Annotated in this window: 12 protein-coding genes; 8 read left to right on the plus strand and 4 right to left on the minus strand. The window is 68.0% G+C overall.

What is annotated here, in order from left to right; all coding sequences use genetic code 11:
- Window positions 1-70: 70 nt before the first annotated feature.
- The gene (gene der, locus LQF10_RS08715) at window positions 71-1,588 is read left to right on the plus strand and encodes a ribosome biogenesis GTPase Der (RefSeq protein ID WP_435531447.1); all 1,518 of its coding nucleotides are present in this window, start codon (window positions 71-73) and stop codon (window positions 1,586-1,588) included.
- Window positions 1,589-1,713: 125 nt separating this feature from the next.
- Here the strand turns inward: der and LQF10_RS08720 are convergent, their stop codons facing one another.
- Entirely contained in the window at window positions 1,714-3,096 is a 1,383-nt protein-coding gene (locus LQF10_RS08720; RefSeq protein ID WP_231067079.1) for an ABC transporter substrate-binding protein, read from the minus strand.
- A gap of 276 nt (window positions 3,097-3,372) precedes the next feature.
- On the opposite strand from LQF10_RS08720, the gene LQF10_RS08725 reads away from it, so the two are divergent.
- Both LQF10_RS08725 and LQF10_RS08730 read left to right on the plus strand, forming a co-directional pair.
- Complete coding sequence (locus tag LQF10_RS08725; protein WP_231067080.1) at window positions 3,373-5,943, plus strand: glycoside hydrolase family 38 N-terminal domain-containing protein; 2,571 nt, start codon at window positions 3,373-3,375, stop codon at window positions 5,941-5,943.
- A 34-nt stretch (window positions 5,944-5,977) separates the two neighbouring features.
- The gene (locus tag LQF10_RS08730) at window positions 5,978-6,997 is read left to right on the plus strand and encodes a LacI family DNA-binding transcriptional regulator (RefSeq protein WP_231067081.1); all 1,020 of its coding nucleotides are present in this window, start codon (window positions 5,978-5,980) and stop codon (window positions 6,995-6,997) included.
- 249 nt (window positions 6,998-7,246) lie between these two features.
- On the opposite strand, the gene LQF10_RS08735 is transcribed toward LQF10_RS08730, so the two are convergent.
- The 3 genes from LQF10_RS08735 to LQF10_RS08745 form a co-directional block, all read right to left on the minus strand.
- Window positions 7,247-8,176 (minus strand): carbohydrate ABC transporter permease, encoded by a 930-nt coding sequence (locus LQF10_RS08735; protein ID WP_231067082.1) that lies wholly within the window; start codon window positions 8,174-8,176, stop codon window positions 7,247-7,249.
- Entirely contained in the window at window positions 8,176-9,138 is a 963-nt protein-coding gene (locus LQF10_RS08740) for a carbohydrate ABC transporter permease (protein WP_231067083.1), read from the minus strand. Before LQF10_RS08740 ends, LQF10_RS08735 begins: the two co-directional genes overlap by 1 nt.
- A gap of 176 nt (window positions 9,139-9,314) precedes the next feature.
- On the minus strand, window positions 9,315-10,076 hold the full coding sequence (locus tag LQF10_RS08745; RefSeq protein ID WP_231067084.1) for a DeoR/GlpR family DNA-binding transcription regulator: 762 nt from the start codon (window positions 10,074-10,076) through the stop codon (window positions 9,315-9,317).
- A gap of 85 nt (window positions 10,077-10,161) precedes the next feature.
- On the opposite strand from LQF10_RS08745, the gene LQF10_RS08750 reads away from it, so the two are divergent.
- From LQF10_RS08750 to LQF10_RS08770, 5 genes are read left to right on the plus strand one after another with little or no spacing between them, the layout of a single operon-like run.
- On the plus strand, window positions 10,162-11,043 hold the full coding sequence (locus LQF10_RS08750; protein ID WP_231067085.1) for a hypothetical protein: 882 nt from the start codon (window positions 10,162-10,164) through the stop codon (window positions 11,041-11,043).
- On the plus strand, window positions 11,040-11,876 hold the full coding sequence (locus LQF10_RS08755; RefSeq protein ID WP_231067086.1) for an aspartate/glutamate racemase family protein: 837 nt from the start codon (window positions 11,040-11,042) through the stop codon (window positions 11,874-11,876). The genes LQF10_RS08750 and LQF10_RS08755 overlap by 4 nt, the downstream gene beginning before the upstream one ends.
- Window positions 11,877-11,890: 14 nt before the next feature.
- Complete coding sequence (locus LQF10_RS08760; protein ID WP_231067087.1) at window positions 11,891-15,010, plus strand: alpha-mannosidase; 3,120 nt, start codon at window positions 11,891-11,893, stop codon at window positions 15,008-15,010.
- Window positions 15,007-16,974: an alpha-amylase family protein gene (locus LQF10_RS08765; protein ID WP_231067088.1), complete on the plus strand. Its 1,968-nt coding sequence runs from the start codon at window positions 15,007-15,009 to the stop codon at window positions 16,972-16,974. Before LQF10_RS08760 ends, LQF10_RS08765 begins: the two co-directional genes overlap by 4 nt.
- Window positions 16,971-18,548, plus strand: a complete 1,578-nt coding sequence (locus LQF10_RS08770) for an FAD-dependent oxidoreductase (protein WP_231067089.1) — start codon at window positions 16,971-16,973, stop codon at window positions 18,546-18,548. Before LQF10_RS08765 ends, LQF10_RS08770 begins: the two co-directional genes overlap by 4 nt.
- Window positions 18,549-18,550: the final 2 nt, after the last annotated feature.

Raw genomic sequence — 18,550 nt, forward strand, 5'->3', positions numbered from 1 at the left:
GGAGAATGGCCCCGTGACCGATCAGCCAAACCCCGCAGAGCACATCGATGACGACGGCGACGACAGTGCCGTGAACCGCCCGCCCTCTGTCGCGGACCTCGATGAGGACGCGCCTGCGGATCGGGTACGTCCCGATCTCACCGAGACGGACGAGGAAGGCCAGCGAGCGAGCGCGCTGCGTGCCGGGCTGAGTGAGTATGAACTCGAAGAGGACGATCTCGCACTCCTGGGCGCCGCGGGCGATGCTGCTGAGCGGGCCGAGGCCAGTGCTCCTCCGCCAGTGCTCGCCGTCGTGGGGAGGCCGAACGTCGGCAAATCGACACTGGTGAACAGAATCCTGGGGCGCCGCGAAGCGGTGGTGCAGGACACCCCGGGGGTGACCCGGGACCGGGTCAGCTACCCCGCGGACTGGGCGGGGCGCCGGTTCACCCTGGTCGACACCGGAGGGTGGGAGCGGGACGCGAAGGGGCTGGGCAGCAGGGTGGCCGATCAGGCCGAGATCGCGATCACTCTTGCCGATGCCGTGCTCTTCGTGGTGGACGCCGTGGTGGGCCCCACCGATGAGGATGAGTACGTGGTCCGGATGCTCCGCCGCGCCGGGAAGCCAACGCTCCTGGTGGCCAACAAGGTGGACGATCAGCGCGGTGAAGCCGACGCGGCCCTGCTGTGGTCCCTCGGGCTGGGGGAGCCGTTCGCCATCTCGGCTCTGCACGGCCGAGGATCGGGCGATCTGCTGGACGCCGTACTCGAGGTTCTTCCGGAGACCTCCGCCGTCGGCGGCGAGATCCCTGAAGGCGGGCCGCGCCGGGTGGCCCTCGTGGGCCGCCCGAACGTTGGCAAGTCGTCCTTGTTGAACTCGATTTCCCGGTCCGACCGTGTGGTTGTCGACGACGTTGCCGGCACGACGCGCGATCCGGTGGACGAACTCGTGGTGGTGGGCGGGCGCCCCTGGTGGTTCGTGGACACCGCAGGAATCCGCCGTCGCGTGCACCAGACCTCCGGTGCCGATTTCTACGCCTCGCTGCGCACGCAGTCGGCGCTGGAGAAGGCCGAGGTGGGTGTGGTGCTCATCGACGCCAGCACGGCGATGACCGAGCAGGACGTACGCGTGGTGCAGCAGGTGATCGATGCCGGGCGATCCCTGGTGATCGCCTACAACAAGTGGGACATGGTGGATGAGGATCGCCGCTCGTTCCTCGAGCGAGAGATCGAGAAGCAGCTCGTGCAGGTGCAGTGGGCGCCGCGGGTGAACCTCTCGGCGAAGACCGGCTGGCACACGAACCGCCTGGTGCGCGCACTCGATACGGCACTGGAGTCCTGGGACACGCGTATTCCGACCGGAAAGCTGAACGCCTTCCTCGGAGAGGTCACCGCCGCCAAGCCTCACCCGGTACGCAGCGGAAAGCAGCCGCGCATCCTGTTCGCCACGCAGGCGAGCACACGTCCGCCCCGGTTCGTGCTGTTCACCACTGGCTTCCTCGATCCAGGCTACCGGCGGTTCATCGAGCGGAGGCTGCGCGAGACGTTCGGCTTCGAGGGCACGCCGATCTCGATCGGGGTACGGGTACGGGAGAAGCGCCGGCGCTGAGCCGCTCTGCTCAGCGCGATCAGTACCGGATCGTTCGGGCCCACAACGACGGCGCCGGGCCTGCTTCCGCAAACCCGGCGCCGTCGTTGTCACTGCGTCTTGTGATGCAGTCGACGTGAGGCCGATCAGCCGCCTGCGGTGATGTTGTCGTACGCGCGCATCGCCGCGGCCTGTGCATCGGCAAGAGCGTCCTCGGCACTGGCCTCTCCGAGCAGCGTGGTGGTGATCGCGTTGTTCAGTTCGTTCTGGATGTCCTGGCCGGCTGGTGAGGCACCGTACGTCTGGCCATAGCCGAGAACCTCGTAGTACGTGGAGATGACCTGATCGAGGCCCTCGTTGCCGGTCGGAACGACCCACTCCTCGCGAATGTTCGTATCCGCCTGCGGGGAGCCGGTGAACAGTCCGGTGTTGATCCCGCCATCGGCCTCGCGCGTCTCACCGCGCGCCTGGCCAGCGGCCTCCCACCCTTCAAGAGACGTCAGGTTGAGCATCCACGCACAGGCGGCGGTTGGGTTCTCAGCGCCGGCAGGCACCACGAAGGCGGTACCGGACGCGACGGAGAACGGCTCGCCATCCGGACCGCGGAACGGCACGGCCTGTAGCTCCAGGTCGTCGATGTAGGGCACCAGGACGTTCGGGTACCACTGGGCATTGACCTGCGCGCCGACCTGATTGGCGACGTACTGGTTGTTCTCGCCGAAAGTGTCGAAGGAGTCGGTGAAGCTCTTCACCTCGGCGAAACCGCCCTGAGCGTCGGTGATCTGCTGGAGCAACTCGAGTCCGGCAAGGTTCGAGGGGTCGTCGAGGGTCGGGACCCCGTCGGCGTCCGTGAGTTGACCGCCCATGCCGAGGATCCACAACTCGCCCTGCCCTGTCGCGACCGGGTCGAGGCCGAGTCGGCTTGGCACGCCACCATCCTCCTGGTACATGGCCTCGATGGCGTCGAGAAGCACGTCCGGCTGGGACGTGTCAATGTCCTCCGGGCTCACCCCGGCCTCATTCAGCACCTCCATGTTCAGCAGGATCGCCGGTGGCTGGAAGAACTGCCCGACGCCCCAGATCTGCCCGTCCAGGCGCATATCGTCAATGACGAACGGGTAGTAGTCCTCTTCGGGGGCAACGTCGTGAGCCGCGTAGCACTCATCGAGTGGCATCAGCAGATCCTGTGCGGCATAGGTGGCCACGTACCGGCGATCCATCTGCACCACATCGGGGACGTCGCCGCTCGCGAGGCGGGTGGTGAACTTCTGTGCGTCGAACCCGGTGGCGTCGAGCTCGATCTCCACGTCAGCAAGTTGCTCCTCGGCATAGTCGAGGCGCGATTGGCCGACGTCGTCGGCGTTGTTGAAACCCCAGGCGGACAGCGTGCCGGTGGGCTCGGCGCTCCAGTCCACCCCTTCGGCTCCACCGCCGCCACCGTCGCCATCGCCACCATCCCCGCCACCACAGGCGGAGAGGATCAGCGCGGCGGGGAGCGCGGCGAAGATCAGGCGCGTTCTCGTCGTCATCTCACAAGTCCCTTCATGTGACTGCCCGGCGACCGTGCCGGGAGGTTGGTACCCGCCACACCCTCGTCGGTGCAACGTATGGAATCCTTCCCACACGAACGGTAGAGGAAGGCGGTTCGCACCACAAGAGCAGTGATCAAGCCGTGACCTACTCCCGGGATGCTTCTGGGGCAAACGCGGGAAGAACGCGCCCGATCTGTCTTGCTCGACCGCCTACCGCAAGGCTAAGGTCTGTGTGGCAACGATGCCAGAAAATGAAAGGTCCCGGTCCTGCCGATGTCACATATTCGCCGTCTCTACCTGGTGGGACATACCCATCACGACGTGGGCTACACGCTCAGTCCTCGACTCGTGGATGGTCTTCACCGCGAGATCGTCTCGCGCGTACTTGATCTGTGTGATGTCTACGACGGCAACGGTCCCGATGCGTTCCGATGGACCTTCGAAGTCGCTCGCCCGGTGCTCGGATTCCTCGCTGAGGCTCCGCAGGCAGACGTTGCTCGGCTCGCGGCACGCGTTCGCGAAGGCCGGATCAGCCTGACCGGTGGCTACCTGAACATGACCCAGTTGCCGAGCGAGACAGAGCTCGATGGCGCCTACGACGCGCTGCAGCGGTTGCGCGCCGAGGGTTTGACGCTGCGGACCGAGCAGCACGGTGACATCAACGGGATCGCGTGGGGCACCGTGGAGCAGATGCGTCGTGCCGGCCTCGATCGCCTGGTGATGGCACTGAACCCGGACCACGGGCGCGCGCCGCTGACCCAGCCTTCGGGCTTCTGGTGGGAGGGTGTGAGCGGTCAGCGGATCTTTGTGTGGCTCTCCACCCACTACGGAATCGGCGAGGAGTGGGGCATCATCGACGGTGACGTGGAGCTGGCCCTGCACCGCATCGCCGAGTTCGTTGCAGAGCTCGAGGCGCGCGATGACTACCCCTACGATGCTGCCCTCGTGCACGCCGCCAATGACAACCGATGGCCGACGCCGCTGTTCCTGGAGGTCGTGCGCCGATGGAACGCCGCGCATCCGGACCGGCCGATGCGCACGTCCACCACGGATCAGGCCCTCGATGCGCTGCTCGCCTCAGTCGATGATGACCGACTTCCGGTACTGCGCGGAGAATGGTCGGACTGGTGGGCTCACGGTCACGGATCCACCGCTCGTGAGGTGGCAACCTACCGGGAGGCGCGTTCGTTCGCCCGTGCCGCCGGGTCCCACCTTGCGCTGACGATGCTCCGGGGTGAGGGACCCGTGGCGCACGCCGATGTGATCGGCTACCGGCGTGCACCTGTGCGATCCCGCCCGGCGGACCGGATTGTGGTGGATCTCGACGCCGTGGACGAGCAGCTCCTGCTGTTCGGTGAACACACCTGGGGCTCCTGGGAGACCTACAGTAAGCCGTTCTCCACCTTCTCCTTCTCGCACTGGAACGCGAAGGCAGGGTTCGCCTACACCGCGTGGGACCATGGGCGCGACCTGGCCGTGGAAGGTCTTCATCGTTTCATCGCGAGCGGCACCGGCCCGGCTGTGCCGCGGGAGGTGACGGACGAGCCGCAGGTGGTCGTCGCCAACCCGACCGAGGTCGAGCGCACGGAGCCGGTGGAGGTGGAGGTCGACGGCGTCCGTCGGGTTCGCCTGGTCGCATCCGTTCCTGCGTTTGGGATCGCCGCTGTGCCGCTGCCGGAGGCCGGTGAGGTGCGCACCGAGCCGGAGCAGGTCGAGCTCTCGTTCGGGGCCTACCGGGTCACGGTCAGCCGGTCGGGTGGAGGTCTCATATCCCTGGTCGACGAGCGCACCGGTCGCCAGCTCGTTGATGCCACCGTTCCTCATGCGCTGGGCGCTGTGGTGGTGGAATCGGTACGGCCGGGCAGCACCCACCCGATGCTCACCCGCAACCCCAAGGACTTCCATCCCGACAACCCGGGTCCCGACTTCGACCGCCTGGCGGCGACCGGGAGCTCGGCGATCACCATCACCACCCGACCGGACGCCGTCACGCTGGAATGGGAGACCACACCGCCGGGACTGCCGCCGGCCCGCACCACGCTCATCCTCTATCGCGACACCCCAGCGATCGACTTCGCCGTCCATCTGGTCAAGCCGGAATCGTTCGGCCCGGAGAGCATCTTCGTGGCGTTCCCCTTCGCATTCGCCGATCCGCAGTACCTGCTCGAGACGGCGGGTGCGGTCTTCCGGCCCGACGTGGACCAACTGCCGGACACCTCGAAGGACTGGTACTCGATCCAGCAGGCGATCGGCGTGGGCGATGCCCAGTCGGGAGTGCTGTGGTCCAGCACGGATGCGCCGCTGGTCCAGCTCGGTGGCTTCCACACCGGCGCCTGGGCGCACACCCTGGAGGCGCGCACTGGCCACATCAACAGCTGGCTGATGAACAATCTGCACTTCACCAACTTCCAGGCCCGGCAAGAGGGTACGCGCACGTACCGATACCGGTTCGTCCCCACGGCCGGGCCGCCCACGGCGGCTCAGGTAGCCCGCTACGGGCGCGATGGTGCCCTCCCGTTGCAGGCGCGGGCCACCCGCGTTGCGCTGCCGTGGCGCGGCGGGAGCGGACTGACCGTCACAGGAGAGGAGGTGCTCACCGAATTGCGGCCGGTCGCCGCTGATCAGGTGCGCCTGCGCTTGCGCGAGATCACTGGCCGCACCGCTCACGTTGAGGTGCGAGTGTCCGCGGGCGAGCACTGCCTCACTCGCCACGTGCAGGTGGCCGCGTACGGGCGGGCGGACGTCCTTCTGCCCGTCTCGGGTGTTCCTGGCGGCGAGCACCGATCAGAGATCGATACCATGCCAAGCGGCGGTGCACGCCATGAGGGGAGCGCAGTGAGATGACACGTCCCAGCCAGAGCGTAGTCCGAGGCCCGCGATGAGCGCCCCGGCACGCCGGCCGACCATCCGCGATGTGGCCGAGACCGCGGGGGTCTCCCGTTCGACGGCGTCCCGCGCCCTGACCGGACATGGCTACGTTGCTCCGGCCGTGCGCGATCGCGTGCAGGCGGTCGCGCACGAGATCGGCTACGTCCCCGATATCACCGCACGGTTCCTGAAACAGCAGACGAGCCGGTCGATCGGCGTTCTGGTATGGGATATGCGCAACTCCTTCTACGGCGAACTCGCCTCCGGGATCAGCCAGGAGTCTCGCCAGCATGGCTACAGCATCATCCTCGCCGACGATCTGACCGGACCTGAGGCGAAGGTGGAGGTGGCCGAACGCTTCCTCGCCATGCGGGTGGCTGGTGTGATCATCACGCCCACCAGTCCCGAGGTGACCACCTACCTCGCCGAGCGGAACGTTCCCGTGGTGGAGGTGGACCGGCAGTTCGCCGCAGGACGGGTCGATGCCGTGGTGGTGGATAACATGACCGCCTCGCGACGAGCCACGGAGAGCCTGCTGACACTCGGGCACGAGCGGATCGCCCTGGTGATCGACGAGATGGATTGGACCACCGGCCGGGATCGTCTAGCCGGATACCAGGCTGCCCTCCAGGCGGCGGGCCACGATCCAGACGCCGCCCTGGTGGTGAGTGCGGGGTGGGATGTGCCGAACGTCTATCGCGCCGCCCGCGAACTCCTCAGCCGAGACGATGCCCCGACGGCGGTCTTCGCTGCGAACAACGTGCTCGCCGAAGGCGTCTGGCGGGCAGCGACCGACCTCGGGATCTCCATCCCGGAGGATCTCAGCCTCGTGGCATTCGACGACGCTCCGTGGATGACGCTGGTCTCGCCTCGGGTGACCGCCGTGGCCCAGGACTCGGTGGCGCTGGGCGAGATCGCGGTCCGGCAACTGCTCGAGCGAATTGAACGGCCCGACGTGCCGGCCCGCACGATCATGCTGGCCGCATTGCTCCGCGAGCGGGAGTCCACCGCGCCCCCGCGCCGGCGGTAGGCCGCTGGCCTGGTGAGGCGACGCTGGCTCCGGGTGTCCCGCCGCCGTCGACCGTTCTGACCTGGGGTGGCCCGTGACGGGCGCCCGACGACCCCGGTGACTCGTTCCTGCTCGACCCCACCGCCGCCATGATGACGCGACGGTGGGGGAGAGCACCCGCCCTTCAGGATCCGCAGACACGGGGACGCCTGGCGCCACTCGGCGCCAGACGTCCTCGTCGACCTCTGCCCAGGAGAGGTGAGGTCCTGATCAGCCCTTGCGGCCCGTGGTGGCCACTCCCTCGATGAAGTAGCGCTGCCCGAAGGCGAACAGGACCAACATCGGCAAGGTGACCATGAGGGAGGCCACCATCACGTACTGATAATCCCCTTGTCCGCCGGCCGTGGGGGAGTACTTCGTCATCGCGTAGGCGATGCCGAGCGGTGCGGTGAAGTCCTCGACGCCACCGGCGTTGAGATAGATCAGTGCCTGCTGGAGGTTGTTCCAGGACGCCTGGAATTCGAACAGCAGCACGATGACCACCGAGGGAATGGACAGCGGCATCGCGATCTTGGTGAACAGTCCCCAGTAGCTGGCGCCATCGATGCGGGCGGCCTCGAACAGTTCCCGGGGCAGTCCCAGGAAGAACTGGCGCTGCAAGAAGATGTAGAACGCCGATCCGAAGAGGTTGTACGCCCACAATGGCGCCCAGGTACCGAGGAGGCCGATCTCTTTCCAGATCAGGTAGATCGGGATCATCGTGACCGCACCGGGGAGCATCATGGTCGCGAGCACGAGTCCGAAGAGAATCCTGCGTGCAGGGAACCGGAAATTGGCGAAGCCGAACGCCACGAGTGAGCTGGACAGCGCCACAGCCACCGACGCCAGGACGGCGATGCTGACGCTGTTGAACAGCCAGCTGAAGAGCGGGAGCTCGTCCCAGACCGTGATGTAGTTGCGCCAGTTGAACGTCTCCGGTATCAGCGTGTTGTCGAAAACCTGTCCGCGGCCCTTGAGGCTGGCGGAGATCAGCCAGATGAGCGGGTACATGAACGCCGCAGTGAAGATCAGTAGCAACACCCAGGAGGTGCCTTTGCCGATCCTCGTGCTCAGGCGCGGCTTCTCCCGGATGATCTGGCGCTCGGGCTGAGGATCCTCGGGAGCGGCGGCGGTCTGCATCGCCGTGGTGTTCACGCTCATCACTTGTCTCCCTCGTAATACACGAACCGATTGCCGAACTTCATCTGGATGAACGTGACGCACATGATGATCACGAACATGAGCCATGCCATCGCCGCCGCGAACCCGAAGTTGAATTGCCGGAACGCCTGCTGGAACAGGTACACGGCGTAGAACAAGGAGGATTCGGGTGAGGCGTTGGACTGGTCGCGCCAGAAGAGCAGATACGCCTGGTCGAATGTCTGGAAGGCGGCGATGGAGAGCACGATGACGTTGAAGAACATCGCACTGGAGATCATCGGCAGTGTGATCGTGGTGAACTTGCGCACGGCGCCGGCGCCGTCCAGCGAAGCCACCTCGTAGAGCTCTCTGGGAACGTTCTTCAGTGCCGCAAGGAAGATCACCATCGTGCCGCTGACGGCCCACAGCGACATCAGGACGATCGAGGGCTTGATCCAGTCCGGATCGACAAGCCATTGCGGACCGGAGATGCCGAAGAACCGGAGGAACTCGTTGATCGCGCCCGTATTGCCGTTCAGGAGGAGGAAGAAGATGGCGGCAGTGGCCACCATCGGCGTCATCTTCGGCAGGTAGTAGACCGTCCGGAAGAAACCCGCACCGCGCCCCAGCCGGTTCAACAGCGTGGCCAGGAACAGGGCAAAGGCGATCTCGAGCGGCACCGACAGCAGCGCGAAGAAGAGCGTGTTGCCCAGCGATGTGGCCACCCGAGGGTCGGAGAACAACGATTCGAAGTTGGCAAGCCCCACCGGTGATTGCACATTGGTGGCGAGGTTGTACCGGCTGAACGAGAGCACCAGGCTCCAGATCATGGCGCCCGCAGTGAAGATGCAGAAGCCGATGATCCAGGGCGAGATGAACAGGTACCCAGCGATCGCCTCACGTCGGTTGTACTTGCGAGGTTTGAGCGGTTTCGTCGGTGGCCCCTTCGCTGCGCGTGCGGCGTCCGCCGTGGTCTGAGTCATCGCGGCCTCCTGGGCATCGACGTGTCCGGTGCCCGTGACACAACCACGATGTCGAGGGCCTGAACCGGCGATGTGGCATCGTTACCACATCGCGGCGACTATATCCCCGTTCCCTATCCCGTGCAACGCTGTCCGGAGGCCTGTGGTGGGCGGCTCGCGGATCCGCTCCCGGTCGTTCACCGTGCCACGATCACGTGACCGGCTGCCTCGCGCCAACGGCGGACCGTCAGGTCGTCGATGCCTCGATCGGTCACCAGTGTGTCCACCTGATCCCACTGCAAGAAGCGCAGCGGTGCCCGCGCACCGGCCTTCGTGTGATCCACCAGCACCATGGTGCGTTCGGCCCGCAAGGTGAAGACCTGCTTCATCTCCGCGTCCCATGAGGCCGTGCAATAGAGACCGTCTGCCGCCACCGCAACGGCGGAGATCAGCGCCACATCCGCGGCGAGCTCCTCGGCCGCCGCCCGGGCGGCCGGGCCGCCGAACGAGCGGGTGAGTGGGTGGTACACACCACCGAGGCCGATCACCTCGAGATCCGTGCGATGCTCGCATGCGCTCAGCACTGGCATCGAGTGGGAGATAACGCGTGTCCCGGCGGGCAGCAGCGGCGCCACGGCGGCCACGGTCGTCCCCCCGTCCAGGGCGACGGTCTCAGCGCCGTCGAGGGCTGCGACGGCGGCCCGTGCGATGGCCTGTTTCGGCGCCTGGCCGCGGCGCTCGCGTCGATCAAAGGTCTCCAGGCCGGTAGCACCCGGCGCGGTGGCTCCGCCGGGTACGCGGTGAGCCAGGCCCTCGGCGTCCATTCGGGTCAGGTCACGCCGGATCGTCATCTCCGAGACGCCGATCTCGGCCGCCACCTCCCTGGAGGAGAGGTAGCCGTTCTCACGCAGGCGGCGGAGCAACTCGTCGCGGCGTGTGGGCGCATCGGTGTATCGCACCGCCTCATTCGACCCGGTCGCACATGATGTTGTCAATAAATGCACAGTCTTGACCGATCTGTTCACACGCGAACACTATGGGGCGGTGACTACACCGACGTTGACCGCCATCGCCCGGCCCAGCGGTGCTCTCGCCATGGTTGCCATGGATCAGCGGGAGAGCCTGCGCACGATGTTCGCTGATGCCGGTTCCGGGCGTGTGGGCGATCAGGTGCTCGTGGACTTCAAGCTGGCCGTCGCCGATGCGCTCGGTACCCGGGGCTCCGGATTCCTCATTGATCGCCAGTTCGGCCACGATCACGCACGGGACCTGCTTGATGGACGTACTGGTTTCATCCTCGCTGCCGACGCGCTCACCCAGGAACCGGGCGGCCCGGTCGAAGAGACTGAACTCGACGATGTGGTCCTCGCGCCGGACTTCGACCTCACCGGCGTGGATGCCCTTAAGCTGCTGATCATCTGGCGCCGGGACGGAAAGCGCGAGGCGCGCGTGCGCCTCGCCGAACGATTCATTGCGGCCGCTGCCGAACGCGGCGTCCTGTCGGTCCTGGAACCGGTCGTCCGCCAGGCGCCGGGCGAGCTGGATGCGGACTGGGACCAGACCGCCGCGATTCGGGAGGCCGCCCGCGAATTGTCACCCCTGCGGCCCAGCCTCTACAAGGTGCAGGTGCCGCTGGCCGGAGCGGGGGAGCCAGCGGCGTTGCGCACTGCCTGTGACGACCTCGCTCGGGACATCACCGGGCCTTGGGTGGTGCTCTCTCAGGGTGTGGCGCTGCACGATTTCCACGACGCCGTCGCCACCGCCTGCGCGGCTGGTGCGAGCGGCTTCCTCGCCGGCCGGGCATTGTGGAGCGACGTGGTCGGCACCGACGACGTGGCCACCCGGCTACGCGAGGTCTCGGTGCCACGCCTCGAACGCCTCATCGAGACCGTGGACACCACGGCCCGCCCGTGGACAGAGGCGTGAGCGACGCGGCTGCCGGGACGATGCGTATCGGGTTCGTGCACACCGCACCCGCGCTCACGCCCACCTTCGAGGACCTGCTCGCCGAGTACTCCTGGTCCCACGCTTCTGACGGTGCTGCCCGTGCTGATGGAGTTGAGGCTGCCGACCGTGCCGACCGTGCCGACAGTGCCGACAGTGCCGACCGTGCCGACGCTGGTGACACCGCCGAGACCGCAGGCTCCGTATCGCACGGGCCGGCCGAGGCTCTGCATGTGGTGGACGCTTGGTTGCTGCGCACCGCCTTGGCCACCGGCGTAGACGCCCGCGTGCACGAACGAGTTCGCGCGCACGTGCGGCATCTGGCCGCGCTCGGCGCCGATGCCGTGCTGATCACCTGCTCCTCGATCGGGGAGACGGTTTCCTCGGCCGCAGATGAGGTCTCCATTCCGGTGCTGCGGGTAGACGCGGCGATGGCCGAGCAGGCACGCGACCTGGCCTCCGCCGGGGTGTACCACCGCATCGCGGCGCTGGCCACATTCACGTCAACTCTTGGCCCGACTCAGCGTCTCCTTGAGGCCGTGGCCGGTGCGGGTATCGAGGTCACCGCCGACGTGGTCGCCGGAGCCGCAGACGCCAAGGCCGCCGGTGACGCCGCCGGGCATGACGCTGCCATCCTCGCTGCCGCTCAGCGAGTGGCTACGCGAGCGGACGTGATCGTGATCGCCCAGGCGTCGATGGCTGCCGCCGTGGCGGGGGCCGACCTGACGGTGCCCGCGCTCACCTCTCCACGTGGTGGTGTGCAGGCCGTGCTCGCTGCAGCACGCCGAGTGCACCCCACGCTGATTCACTCCTAGTTCCGGAAGGGCTCATGCACCGCACCATCACTGACATCGGAGCACGCCTCGATCGTGCCCTGGCTGAGCGAATCGCTCCCGCTGTGCACTCCCACCGCGCTCCGGTCACCGTTGAAGCGAATGTGCTGCCTGGCGAACCGGTCTCCTTCGCCGAGGCTGTCGCCGGCCCGTTCGCCCCGTTCGAGGTGGGCACACCCTGGGGGCGGCCGTGGGGGACCACGTGGTTCCGGATCACGGGGGTGGTGAACGCGATAGTGAGCGCCCATGCGCACGAGCAGCGGATCGAGTTGCTCGTGGATCTAGGCTTCGGGTCCGGCGGGCCAGGGTTTCGCTCCGAGGCGCTGGCCTACACCGCAGATGGCACCATCCTCAAAGCTGTCGAACCCCGCACGGCGTACGTGCCGGTGGGTGGTCAGCACGGCGCACCGATCACGGCAGACGGTGCCTTCGAGATCTATCTCGAGGCCGCGTCCAATCCCCGGTTCGACGGCACGATCTCCGCATGGGGTGACCTCACCACGGCGGGGGAGGAATTGCTCTACCGGCTCGAGCGTGCCGAGCTCGCGCTGCGCGAACCCGAGGTGCACCAGTTGCTCGTGGAGGCGCGCCTGCTGCACGAGATCGCTGCGACCACCCCGGAGACCGACCCGCGCCACCACGAGCTGCGCGGGGCCCTGGATCGGATGGTCGATGAACTGGACGCCAGCGGATTCGACCGTGTGGTCGAGTCCGCGCCGGCCGCACGCGCCCAACTGTCCGGTGTGCTCGCCGATCGCGCGCGCACGAGCGCCCATACGATCAGCGCTGTCGGACATGCCCACATCGACTCCGCGTGGCTGTGGCCCGTGCGTGAGACGATCCGGAAGTGCTCACGCACGTTCTCCAATGTGGTCGCCCTGGCGCGGGAATACCCCGAGTTCATCTTCGCCTGCTCGTCGGCCCAGCAGTATGCCTGGATGCGCGATCATCACCCCCAGGTGTGGGAACAGATCCGTGCGGCCGTGGACGCCGGTCAGTTCGTCCCGGTCGGCGGTATGTGGGTGGAGTCGGACACGAACCTGCCCGGCGGAGAGTCCTTGGTCCGGCAGTTCACTGCCGGGAAGCGATTCTTCGCCGAGCACTTCGGCACTGAGGCGCGGGAGGTATGGCTGCCGGACTCCTTCGGATACTCCGGCGCCCTGCCGCAGCTGGCCCGGCTGGCCGGCTTCGACTGGTTCCTCTCCCAGAAGATGTCCTGGAACTCCACAAATGCGTTCCCGCACCACACGTTCTGGTGGGAGGGAATCGACGGCACCCGCGTGTTCACCCATTTCCCGCCGTCGGAGACCTACTCCTCGGAGTTCAACGGCAAGGAACTCGCGCGATCGACCACCAGCTTCCGGGAGAACGGGCTCGCCACCCGCTCCCTGATGCCCTTCGGGTACGGCGACGGCGGAGGGGGTCCCACCAGGGAGATGCTGGAGACCGCGCGCCTGCTCGCTGACCTGGACGGTGCGCCACGGGTGCAGATCGAGACCCCGGAGGCGTTCTTCACCGCCGCCCACGCCGAGTACGGCGAGCGTGCACCCGTGTGGTCGGGGGAGATGTACCTGGAGTTCCACCGCGGCACCTACACCAGCCAGCGGGCCATGAAGGAAGGTAACCGCCGCACCGAGCACCTGCTGCACGAGGCCGAGCTGTGGTCGGCCACCGCGGCGGTGCGCCGTGGCGCCCCCTACCCGGCGGAGGAGCTGCAGCGGATCTGGGAGGAGGTGCTACTGCTGCAGTTCCACGACATCCTTCCCGGCTCCTCGATCGCCTGGGTGCACCGGGAGGCCCGCGAACGGTACACCGCGCTCACCGCCCGCCTCGAGTCCCTCATCGAGACGGCGCTCGACGTGCTCGGCGGCCCCGGTGAGGTCCCGCTCGCGTTCAATGCCACCCCGCATCCCTGCGACGGCGTGCCGGCCCACGGCGCAGCCCCTCGCCGGCGGGACACCACCGCCGTCGAGATAGTGGAAGCCGACGGCGAGGTGTACCTGGACAACGCCCTGCTGCGGGTCCGGATCGGCACGGACGGCACGCTGGCCTCGGTGTGGGACCACCGGGCCGGCCGCGAGGTGCTCGCCGGCCCCGGCAACGCCCTCTGGGTGCACCCCGACACCCCCAACCGGTTCGACGCCTGGGACCTGGACGAGTTCTACCGGCACTCCGGCCACCCGCTCACCACGGTGGATCACCTCGAGCTGGACACCTCCGATCCGGCGCGCCCCGTGGTACGCATCACCCGCTCCGACGGCGAATCGACCTACGTGCAACACCTCGCCCTGGCTGCCGGGTCGATGGCGATCGAATGTGCCGCCGAGGTGGACTGGCACGAGCGTGAGCGCATCCTCAAGGTCGCCTTCCCGCTGGCCGTCCATGCACGGGAGTCCACCGCCGAGACGCAGTTCGGGTACGTGCAGCGGCCGACACACACGAACACCTCCTGGGATGCCGCCAAGTTCGAGATTCCGGCGCACAAGTGGCTGCATGTGGGCGAGCCCGGTTACGGCATTGCGGTGACGAACGAGACCACCTACGGCCATGAGGCCACCCGCCCGGGTCCCGGCGACGCCCACGGTGCCGGCGCCACCACGGTGCGCCTCTCACTGCTCCGAGCACCGCGCTACCCCGACCCGCAGACCGATCAGGGTCACCACATCCTGCGCTACCAGCTCGTCTGCGGAGCCGATGTCCCCGAGGCAATCGAGGCCGGCTACCGCACCGCGCGGCCACTGCGGGAACGCTGCGGTGGTGCCCCGGTTGAACCGGTGGTGAGGATGAGTGAGGGCACCGACAACAGCCCGTCCCACGGCGTGCTGCTCGAGACGGTCAAACTGGCCGACGACGGCTCGGGCGACCTGGTGCTGCGGTTGTACGAATCCCGCGGCGGCCGCGGCCGGGCCGAGTTGCACGTGTGCGAAGGTGTGCAGATGCGCGGGGCGGCGGTGACCGACCTGCTCGAACGATCGGACGAGGCCATTGCCGCTCTCGCGCCGCTGCACCGCGACGGCAACCGCCTCACCGTGGACATGGCGCCGTTCCAGGTGGTCACCGTCCGCATCACTCGAGCGGCACCGATGACCTCAGCACAGAAGGACGAGTGGTCATGAGGGTCGAGACCCGCGACGGTGTGATCACCGTCCACGCGGATGCCTACCGCCTTGAGGTGCACCCGGTGGGTGTGACACCGCCGCGAGCGCTGGTGTTCGCTCCGGACGGCGCGGAGGTGGCGCAGCTCTCGCTGTTCGCCTCCTTGGACCGCGTGGGCGCGGCGGACGAGAGCTACCAGGTGCACCCGCCCCGGGTCCGCAGTGCTGACCGGGCCTGCGCAGACACGAGGAGGACAGACGCCGCTGCGACTGACACGGTTGTGACTGACACGGTTGCGACTGACACGATCGCGACTGACACGATCGCGACTGACACCGTGGAGACTCACGCAGGTGAGACCGATACCGTGGAGATCGAGGTACGCCGGTCCTCAACCGCCTGGGAGGCCGCCGCGGTGGTGCTCAGGGCCGGTCCTGATGGCGTCCGCGTGCATGCGGAGGTGACCGGCACCGGCACGCTCACGACCGTTCGGGTGCTCGGCGGGTCGGCGGTACTGCCCAGCGGTGCGTGTGGCGACTTCTTCTCGCGCGCCACGGGGGCGACGATGTTCACCCCGAACCCGACCGAACCGGTGCAGTGGGAACGCCCTGCCTCGTCGGCATCGGTGCTGGGAATCCTGGGCGATGCCCACCCTGGCCGGTTGCACGCAGTGTTCTCCCCGCCGCCGTTGGCCGTCGCGATCGGGCAAGGCAGCCGTTGGCTCACGGCCTGGGTACGCGCCGGGATCGAGGAGTGCACGTTCACCGAATGGCGCTACGAACCGCTCGACTCCGGCTTCCGATTCGCCTTCGACTACGACGCGCACACCGATGTGAATAGCACCTTCCGCACTCCCGAGATCGCGCTGCGGCTCGCTGCCGATCCGTGGGAGTGTGTGAGCGGCTCACAGCGCGATCTCGTGCAGTCCGGGCTCGTTCCGCAGGTACCGCATGGAGCCTCGCGAGGGGGAGCGCCGCGATGGTGGAGTGAGCCGCTGTTCTGTGGCTGGGGCGCGCAGTGTGCCCGAGCGCGCTGGGGCCGCGCCGGCGATGAGCCCGAGAACGGGCGCGCCGGCAGTAGCGCCACCGGCCGTGCGGCCGATCACGCCCGTCAGGACGTCTACGACGAGTTCCTTGCCACCCTCGCCGCTCAGGGCATCGACCCGGGCACCGTGGTGATCGACGACAAATGGCAGGCCGAGTACGGAACGGCCGTGGTGGATACCGAGAAGTGGCCAGACCTGCGAGGCTGGATTGCGCAGCGGCATGCCGCCGGGCAGCGGGTGCTGCTCTGGTGGAAGGCCTGGGACCCCGAAGGGCTACCGGCCAGTGAGTGCATTCTCGATCCGGCCGGGCGTCCGGTGGCCGCCGACCCGGGGAACCCGGAGTATCGCGAACGGCTGCGCCGCGTGGTCGCCCACCTGCTCAAGCCGGCCGAGGCCGGTGGACTCGGCGCGGACGGATTCAAGGTGGACTTCACCCAGCGAGCCCCGGCCGGGCACCACCTGCGGGGCACCCCCGGAGTCCCGTGGGGTATCGCCGGGCTGCACGCGCTGCTGACTGAGCTGTACGCGGCCACCAAGGCCGTCCGGCCCGATGCTCTCGTGGTCACACACACCCCGAACCCGCTCTTCGCGGACGTCACTGACATGGTGCGGCTCAACGATGTGCTGGAGCACGACCCTGCCGGGAGGTTCGTGCCGGTGGCTGATCAGGTGCGCACCCGCGCCCGGATCGCCGCCGCAGCTGTGCCGGGCATCCCGCTGGACACCGACCAGTGGCCGATGCCGGACCGGGACCAATGGCGCGGCTACACCCAGGCCCAGTCGGCACTCGGGGTGCCGGCCCTCTACTACGCCGAACGCATTGATGGCAGCGGCGAGCTACTCACCGATGACGACTATGCACTGGTGCGGCGCACCTGGGCGGAGTACCGACGCCGTCGGGAGAGCGCCGCCACAGCATCCGCGCAGGAGCGACGATGACTGATGTGCTCGTCTTCGGCGCCACCTCGGCCGGCGTGTGCGCCGCTGTGGCGGCCGCCCGCGCAGGCGCCCGGGTGGTGCTCGCCGAACCCGGCCAGCACGTGGGTGGAATGACCACGGGTGGTCTCGGCTACACCGACGTCGGGGACGTTCGCGCTCTGGGCGGCCCGGCCGCTCGGTTCCGCCAGGCGATCGCCGACCATTACGACGTACCCGTGGGCCACTTCGCCGGCCCGGAACCCCACGTGGCCGAGCAGATCTTCACCCAGTGGCTCGAGCAGGTGGGAGTGGAGGTGCGGTTCGGGCGCCGCCTCGCCGCAGTCACCACGACCGGTGGCGCCATCACCGAGGTCACCTTCGACCTCGCGAGCACCCACCTGGTCACCCACCTGGGCACCCGCGCGGCGCAGGGGAGTGAACAGGTGCGCCCCGCCGTCGTGATCGATGCCTCCTACGAAGGGGACCTGCTCGCCGCCGCTGGGGTGAGTTACGCCGTCGGGCGGGATGCGGTGAGTACCTACGGGGAGGCCCACGCCGGCCGGCAGGAGCTGCTTCCGGGCAGGCACACGATGCCGGCGTGGATCTCACCGTTCGCCGAGGACCTCACGGGCCGCATCGAGGGTGCGCTGCTGCCGCAGATCAAGGCCGAGCCGATGGTCGGGGTGGGCGAGTCTGACGGCGGCGTGATGGCGTACGGGTACCGGGTGTGCCTGTCCACCGCGGCCGATCGGGTCCCGTTCACGCCGAGTCCGGGTTATGACGAGGCGCATTGGGAGTTGTACCGCCGGGTGCTGGCGCACTGGGAAGCACACGGCGGCACGCCCCCGGCCGGGAAACTGCTCGGCCTGGAACCGAACCTGCCCGGCGGGATGGCCGACGGCAACTCACTCGGGCCCATCTCCCTGAACGTCCTCGACGGCTCTGCCTGGGAATACCCGGATGCCACTGCGCAGCGCCGCGAGGAGATCCGCACGCACCATCTGCAGCACACCAGCGACTTCCTGTACTTCCTGAGCAACGCCGCGAGCGTTCCCGCGCAGGTGCGCACCGAGTTGCAGCGCTGGGGCCTGCCCGCAGGGGAGTTCACCGACACCGACCACCTGCCGCACCAGCTGTATGTGCGCGAGGCGCGGCGGATGCTCGGCGAGTACGTGCTCACCGCTCATGATCTGCTGCAGGCGAGGCCGGTCGAGGACGTGATCGCACTGGGCTCCTACCACCTGGACGTCCGCGAGGTGCAGCGCACCTGGCGCTGGGCCTACGAGCATCCCGACCCGGTGGCGATGACGGTCACCGAGGGGTACCTCTCGGTCGGCGTTCCCGTCTACCCGATCCCGTACCGGAGCCTGGTACCGCGGCGGAGTGAGTGCACGAACCTGATCGCCGCGGTGTGCCTCTCGGCCTCGCATCTGGCATTCAGTTCGGTGCGGATGGAGCCGCAATACCAGATGCTGGGGGAGGCCGCCGGGCTCGCCGCCGCGGCCGCGGCGCGGGATGCTGTGGCGGTGCAGGATGTGGCCGTGCCCGCACTGCAGGAGCAGTTGCGCGCGGCCGGGGCCGTGCTCGCCCGCTGAGA

Origin of the sequence: Ruania halotolerans, from assembly GCF_021049285.1 — a bacterium.
GTDB classification, from domain to species: Bacteria; Actinomycetota; Actinomycetes; order Actinomycetales; family Beutenbergiaceae; genus Ruania; species Ruania halotolerans.